This is a genomic window from Mesorhizobium sp. M7A.F.Ca.US.006.01.1.1 (assembly GCF_003997935.1).
Classification (GTDB): Bacteria; Pseudomonadota; Alphaproteobacteria; order Rhizobiales; family Rhizobiaceae; genus Mesorhizobium.
Window position 1 is genome coordinate 1 of the sequence record NZ_RZQL01000295.1, and the last position, 7,439, is coordinate 7,439.

6 protein-coding genes are annotated in these 7,439 nt (G+C 60.5%); 2 read left to right on the plus strand and 4 right to left on the minus strand.

Annotated features, from left to right (window positions below; genetic code table 11):
• Positions 1-1,376: Re/Si-specific NAD(P)(+) transhydrogenase subunit alpha (locus EN943_RS32535; protein ID WP_127416079.1), on the plus strand; the 1,376-nt coding region annotated here is incomplete at its 5' end.
• 17 nt (positions 1,377-1,393) lie between these two features.
• Entirely contained in the window at positions 1,394-2,917 is a 1,524-nt protein-coding gene (locus tag EN943_RS32540) for an NAD(P)(+) transhydrogenase (Re/Si-specific) subunit beta (protein ID WP_127416080.1), read from the plus strand.
• A gap of 1,046 nt (positions 2,918-3,963) precedes the next feature.
• On the opposite strand, the gene EN943_RS32545 is transcribed toward EN943_RS32540, so the two are convergent.
• From EN943_RS32545 to EN943_RS32560, 4 genes are all read right to left on the minus strand, one after another.
• Entirely contained in the window at positions 3,964-4,764 is an 801-nt protein-coding gene (locus tag EN943_RS32545) for an ABC transporter permease (protein WP_245476059.1), read from the minus strand.
• The gene (locus tag EN943_RS32550; RefSeq protein ID WP_164778492.1) at positions 4,761-5,597 is read right to left on the minus strand and encodes an ABC transporter permease; all 837 of its coding nucleotides are present in this window, start codon (positions 5,595-5,597) and stop codon (positions 4,761-4,763) included. Before EN943_RS32550 ends, EN943_RS32545 begins: the two co-directional genes overlap by 4 nt.
• 1 nt (position 5,598) lies before the next feature.
• A complete protein-coding gene (locus EN943_RS32555; protein WP_127416082.1) occupies positions 5,599-6,705 on the minus strand; it encodes an ABC transporter ATP-binding protein in 1,107 nt (368 codons plus the stop codon).
• Positions 6,702-7,439: extracellular solute-binding protein (locus tag EN943_RS32560; RefSeq protein WP_127416083.1), on the minus strand; the 738-nt coding region annotated here is incomplete at its 5' end. The genes EN943_RS32560 and EN943_RS32555, both read right to left, overlap by 4 nt.

A 7,439-nucleotide genomic window follows, 5' to 3' on the forward strand; every position in this document is an offset into this window, starting at 1 on the left:
CAGCCGATATCATCGCCAAGGTGCGCCCGCCGGAAGCCGCCGAAATTGCGCGACTGAGGCCGGGCAAGACGCTGATCTCCTTCTTCTATCCCTCCCAGAACAAAGACCTGCTGGAGCAGGCCATGGGAACCGGCGCCGACATCATCGCCATGGATATGGTGCCACGCATCAGCCGCGCCCAGAAGATGGACGCGCTCTCGTCCATGGCCAACATCGCGGGCTACCGCGCGGTAATCGAGGCGAGTGCCAATTTCGGACGCTTCTTCACTGGGCAGGTCACGGCTGCCGGCAAGGTTCCACCGGCGAAAGTGCTGGTCGTCGGCGCAGGCGTCGCCGGTCTTGCGGCGATCGGTGCGGCCACTTCGCTCGGTGCCATCACGTACGCCTTCGACGTCCGCCCGGAAGTCGCGGAACAGATCGAATCGATGGGCGCGGAATTCGTTTATCTCGATTTCCCCGAAGCGCAAGTGGATGGCGCAGCGACCGGCGGCTACGCTGCCCCGTCCTCCCCTGAATTCCGCGACGCGCAACTCATGAAGTTCCGCGAGCTTGCGCCGCAGGTTGATATTGTCATCACCACGGCGCTGATTCCCGGCCGCGATGCGCCGATGCTTTGGACGAAGGATATGGTCGATGCCATGAAACCCGGCTCGGTCATCATAGACCTCGCCGCCGAGCGCGGCGGCAATTGTGAATTGACTAAGGCGGACCGGAAGATTGTCACGGCGAACGGCGTCACCATCGTCGGCTATACTGACTTCCCGAGCCTCATGGCCGCGCAGTCCTCGACGCTCTACTCGACCAACATTCGTCACATGCTGACTGACCTGACGCCTGCGAAGGACGGCAAGGTCGTGCACAATATGGAGGACGACGTCATCCGAGGCGCGACAGTCGCCTATCGAGGCGCGATCACCTTCCCGCCACCGCCTCCGAAAATCCAGGCCATCGCGGCTCAGAAGCCGAAGGAGAAGGCCAAGGGGCTGACGCTGGAGGAGAGGCGCGCCAAGGAAGCGGCCGACTTCAAGACCGCGACAAACGTGCAGGTCACGCTGCTCGGCATCGGTACCATCCTCATGCTGCTGGTCGGCAACTACGCGCCGCAGAGCTTCATGGGTCACTTCGTCGTCTTCATGCTTTCCTGCTTTGTCGGCTTCCAGGTCATCTGGAACGTCAGCCATTCGCTACACACGCCACTGATGGCTGTCACCAACGCCGTGTCGGGCATCATCATCCTCGGCGCGCTAGCGCAAATCGGCTCCTCGTCCTGGCTGGTGGCCATCGTCGCGGCGCTTTCGGTGCTAATCGCAACGATCAACATCGTCGGCGGTTTCTTCGTCACCCGGCGCATGCTCGCCATGTTCCACAAGTCTTGAAGCGCGGGGATTAGACAATGGCGTATCTCGAACTCCTCGGCTCGCATATCGCTGCGCCCGGCATCGTCACCGCGGCCTATCTCTCAGCGGCCGTACTCTTCATCCTGTGCCTCGGTGGCCTGTCGGGCCAGGAAAGCGCCAAGCGCGCAGTCTGGTACGGCATCGCCGGTATGGCGCTGGCCGTCGTCGCGGCATTCCTTACGCCCGGCGTCGATCATCACGGGCTAATCGTCATCATGCTGCTGATCGGCTCAGGTCTCGGCTATACGGTCGCAAAGCGCGTGCCAATGACGGCGATGCCGCAACTCGTCGCGGCGCTGCATTCCTGTGTCGGTCTAGCAGCCGTCTTCATCGGCTTCAACACCCATATCGAACTCGCCAATCTCAGCCATCTTGTCGACCTCGTCGGCAATCCGGAGGTGCCTGCGGCAGCGGCTGCCACCAATCCTCGCCTGATCGAAATGCTGGAAGGCCTTTCCGGCTTCGCGCTCACGCTTGCACGAAAAACCCCAGCCGAGATCTCTATCCTTCGCGTCGAGACTTTCCTCGGCGTCTTCATTGGCGCGGTGACTTTCACGGGCTCGATCATCGCCTTCGCCAAACTCGCCGGCAAGGTTGACGGCAAGGCGAGGAAGCTGCCAGCAGGCCACCTGCTCAACGCAGCCGCGGCGGTGATCTCGCTGATCCTGCTGGTCGTCTACCTTCAGACTGGCGACCTCTGGGCACTGGTCATTATGACGCTCGCCGCCTTCTTCATCGGCTATCACCTGATTATGGGCATCGGCGGCGCAGACATGCCGGTCGTGGTATCGATGCTGAACTCCTATTCCGGCTGGGCAGCTGCGGCCATCGGCTTCTCGCTCGGGAATGATCTTCTGATCGTCACCGGCGCACTGGTCGGTTCGTCGGGCGCAATCCTCTCCTACATCATGTGCAAGGCGATGAACCGGTCCTTCGTCTCGGTCATCCTTGGCGGCTTCGGCACAGTGAGGGGACCGACGATGGCAGTCGAGGGTGAACAGATCGCAATCGACGGTGAAGGTGTTGCGGCAGCCCTCAACGAGGCGGACTCCATCATCATCGTACCGGGTTATGGCATGGCGGTGGCACAGGCGCAGCAGTCGGTCTCGGAACTCACTCGCAAACTGCGCGCCGCCGGTAAGACCGTGCGCTTCGCAATCCACCCGGTCGCAGGCCGGCTGCCCGGCCACATGAACGTGCTGCTGGCCGAGGCCAAGGTGCCCTACGACATCGTGCTCGAGATGGACGAAATCAATGACGATTTCCAAAACACCGACGTCGTCATCGTCATTGGCTCTAACGACATCGTCAACCCGTCAGCGCAGGAAGATCCGAACTCTCCGATCGCCGGCATGCCTGTCCTAGAAGTCTGGAAGGCGAAGCAGGTGTTCGTCTCAAAGCGCGGCCAGGGTACCGGTTACTCGGGCATCGAGAACCCGCTCTTCTATAGGGAGAACACCCGCATGTTCTACGGCGACGCCAAGAAGTCCGTTGGCGAACTATTACCGAAGATCTCCTAAGCTACTACGATGGCCCGCGAAGCTGTGATGTGTCTCCCAGCAAAAAATGACGGGGCGGTTGGCTTGCTCGTCGTGGGTAGACTTCAGAGCATCGGCTGCAGTCTCGTTCGACCATAGCCGTCTGTATCCTACGACATGTCGCTTTCAAAAACTGCCCAATTGAGACCGTCCATAATTAGTTTATTCTGAACCATTTTTTGTAGGAAGGGTTCGCTGCCATTCCAAACCAGAAGCTTGACAGCTCTTTTGGATGCTCGTGCGAAGCCACTTAAAATGCAACAGTGAGAAAAAAGTGACCGTAAAAGTTGCCATCAACGGCTTCGGCCGCATGGCCGCAGCATTCTACGCGCCATCGTCGAATCCGGCCGTACCGATATCTCCTGGTACGACAATGAGTGGAGCTTCTCCAGCCGCATGTCCGACACGGCAGTCGCTTTCGCCAACACGATTTGCTATCACCTGAGCCGCATTCTTTGATTGTATTCGGCTTCTATTTTGCAGTCCTGATTGGAATTCGCCGGGTGCATGCTGCACAACAAGCTGGAGACTTGCCGCGCGACTAGAGCGACACGATGCTGCTTCAGATTTTGCGAGTAGATCAACGATCTTGCCGACAGGCGCAATGGGACTACCACGCGCATGTACCTGCCGCACGAGATCGAGCATAGGCATTCCATTGCTTCATCCGACCCGGCGGCAAGGATTGACCTCTGCATCATGTCGTCGCGGTTGGATGGGTCCACATGGTCGCCTGCCCCGCCACTTCACGGTGAGACAATGAGTCACCGGCGACGCCCTAACTCCACGGAACCGATGATCGTACTGCCTACCCGCTTGGATGTGCAGATGCCAAAGCCGTCCTCTCCTGAAACTGCTGCTATCGGTGGTGCTGGCCCATTATAGGCCGGAGATTCCGGATCCCGTGACCAAGACGGCGTGTCACCACGAACAAATGGTGGCCAAGATCGACCTACGAGAGACTGGACCCTGGAGGTCGCGTCGGGCCTCCAGATTGCCCCCCCCGCTGGGGTGACTCAGGCTGTGGCCTATCTCACTGAAAACACCCTTTTCCAGAACTGTCCGTGCGTCAGGATTATGCCTGCAAGGATCAGCACTAAGGTGGCTGCAGCCATCAGGCTCGATACTGCGGCGATCGTCGGATCCTGTTGGAACTCAAGGTAGTTGTAGAGAGCGACAGGGAGCGTCTTGACCGCGGGCTGTACGAGAAACAGCGTCGTCTCCACCTCGTCGAATGAAGTGATAAAACTGAAGAACAACGCGGAGAAAAGGGCGACGCGCATCTGTGGCAACGTCACCGAAAAGAAGGCTCGAACTGGTCCCGCGCCAAGGTCCCGTGCGGCGTCCTCTAGTGCCGAGTCGACATCTTCGAGCGCGGCGAGAAAGATAATCACGACGAACGGCGCGACCAGGATCATATGGGCCAACGCAATCCCCGGTAGACTGCCGAACAGCTGTGATCTCGTCGTCACGAAAAGGATGAAGAGGCCGAACCCCAGCACGACCCTCGGCACGACGAGCGGCGCGAGCAGGACGGAGCGGAGAAGCGCGCGTCCGTGAAAGCGGTAACGCGAGATCGCATATGCCGCAGGGATGCCGAGCGCTGTGATTCCGAGCGCAGCCAGCAGCGCGACGAGGAGCGATCGCCAGAGCGCCGCGGTAAATGCTTTGTTGGCCAACGCCTTATGAAACCACGAAAGGGTGAAGCCCGCGGGAGGCCATGCGTTGTAGGCGCTAGGGTTGAAAGCGTTGACGAATACAATCAGGATTGGCGCGGCCATGAAGATCAGGACGAGCACGAGGATCAGGTTGAGAAGGTTGCGCCTCAACGGTGCGTTCCCTCGTGACGAAAGAGCCGACCGAACTGCCTGATTCCTGTCAGCACAGCGACCGTGACCCCAAGCAGGGTGAGGCTTTGAACCGCAGCCAATGACCAGTCCAGGCTGCCTATGTTGTCGTATACCAGCCGCGGCAGAGTGAGCACTCGTCCGCCGCCGAGGATGGACGGCGTGACGAAAGCGGATGCCGCAAGCGCGAAGACGATCTCTATCGCGGAGAGCACGCCGGGCAGGGTGAGCGGGAAGACGACACGCAGAAACACCTGAATGGGACGCGCGCCGAGATCGCGTGCCGCCTCGACGCCTCCCGACGGCATCTGGTTGATGGAACTGAGCAGAGGCAGCACCGCGAAGGGGAGCATGACGTGGACCATCGCGATGGTGGCGCCGAATTCGTTCAACACGAGCCTGAAGGGCCCGACCCCCAGCAGGCCGAACATGGAGTTCACAAGTCCGTTGTTGGATAGCAGCACGATCCAGCCATAGGCGCGAACGATTACGCTCATGAGCAATGGCGTGAACAGGATCGTGAAGGCGATCCCGCGCAACAGCGGCGACCTCAGCTGATGCAAAGCGAAAGCGACCGGATAGCCGACAAGCACGCAGAAAAAGGTCACGCGGGCGGCAAGCCAAAGGGTCTTAGAGATCACCGTCCAGGAGAATGGGTCGGTGAGAAACCGCACCCACACCTCAAAGCCCTTAGAACCGTTGCCGGCAAAGCCGAACGCCGTCACCAGAGTGAGGCTTGCGATGAACGGGGCCGCTACGACGAGCACCACGGGCAACAGTAGAAGCGTAAATGGCCGCGCGGGCACGGTGGCCATCTCAGCCACCATTCGCCGGTTCGAGAGCGATGGCGGCATTCCTTTGCCAGTGAAGCCCTACGCTTTCACCGATCGCCGGCACGGCGTCCGATGGGGCAAGGGCGGAGACGTTGAGTTCTTCGCCGTTCGGAAGGCCAAATGTGTACAGGATCGTCGTTCCCTGGAAAACCGCGCGCACCAGAGGCAGGACGGCGTTCGCGCCGACGTGCGAACCGAGATGCAGACGCTCCGGACGCACGGAGAGCACGACCTTCCGGCCGATCGATCGCCGTGCGCCGGCGCCGACGTCGAATGTCAAGCCCGAGGCGGACACCCGGATCTCGTCGCCTTCGATGGACGTGACGTTGCCCGTCAGGACGTTCGTCTGCCCCATGAACCGGGCGACGAACTCGGAGGCGGGACGATGGAAAAGCGCGAGCGGCGTGTCCACCTGTTCGAATCGGCCTTCGTTCATAACTGCTACCCGGTCCGACATCGCCAGCGCTTCCTGCTGATTGTGCGTCACGTAGACGAACGTCGTCCCGGACGCGCGCTGGATGCGGACCAATTCCTGCTGCATGTGCAACTGCAGTTGAAGGTCCAGCGCGCCGAGCGGCTCATCGAGAAGCAGGACCGCGGGGTCGTTGATGAGCGCGCGCGCAATGGCCACACGTTGCTGCTGACCTCCGGACAACTGGGCGATCGACCGCTGCTCATACCCTTCGAGCTTGACCGTCTCCAACATCGAATTGACGCGCGAACGGATCGCCGCGCGCCCGACCCGTTTGAGCCTCAGTCCGAACGCGATGTTGTCGAAGACGCTCAGATGCGGAAACAGAGCGAGCTTCTGGAAGACCATGTTCGTGGGGCGTTTCTCGATGGGTATGCCCGCCATCGATTTTCCGCGAATCGTGATCTCGCCCGCCGTCGGCGCCTCGAGACCCGCGATCATCCGAAGTGTCGTCGTCTTTCCGCACCCCGACGGTCCGAGTAGGGAAAAGAACTCTCCCTGCCGGATTTCAAGTTTCAGTGGTGCGACGACCACCTGGTTGCCGAATTCCTTGGAGACGCCGTCGAGGCAAATGTCGACTGCCTTCGGGAAGGCGGTCTCCGCGGTCGCCGCTGTCACGTCAGATTGACTTTCACCCGGCGGTTCCACTGATCGAGCCAGCCCGCATGATTTGTAGCGATCTTCGTGTAGTCGAGCCGCAGGGCCTTCGCCAGTCGATCGTCGGACAAGGCTGGGTCGTTCGCGAGTTCCTCGGGAAGGCCCGACTTGTCCTTGAGAACCGGAACCACCGAAGCCGTGACTGCATAGTCGATGATATTTTCGCGCTTCAGGCTCGCGTTGATGAGGTCACGGCCAACACGCAACTGGTCGTCGGTGCTGCCGGCCAGAAGCTGCAAGCCCTCCGGAAAGAGGACCTGCCCCTCGTCGGGAGCGGCGTAGCCGAAGGGCGCGCCTTCCTTGATCCATGGCAGCACGATTCCCCGGAAGTGCGGGGCGATCCAGACCTCGCCGCTCGCCAGAAGCTGCTGGATCTGGGCATTCGAGGTGAAGAGCGAGTGAATATGGCCCGACTTAGCGGCCTCTTCGTAGATCTTCAATGCCGGCTCGACGTCATCGATGCTTCCGCCATTTGCATAGGCCGTTGCGACCAGTCCGTTGCCGGACCAGAAGCCATCGAAAACGGCGACCTTTCCCTTGTATTTGGGGTCAAACAGATCCCTCCAGGACTTCGGCGGCTCAGGCACCTTTTCCGAATTGTAGATGATGCCTCCGAGGTCGATCCAGGGGAATGCGCCGACATCATTCGGCTGCCGGAAGTCTTCGTCGATCTGCTCGAGGTTCGTCACTACGGC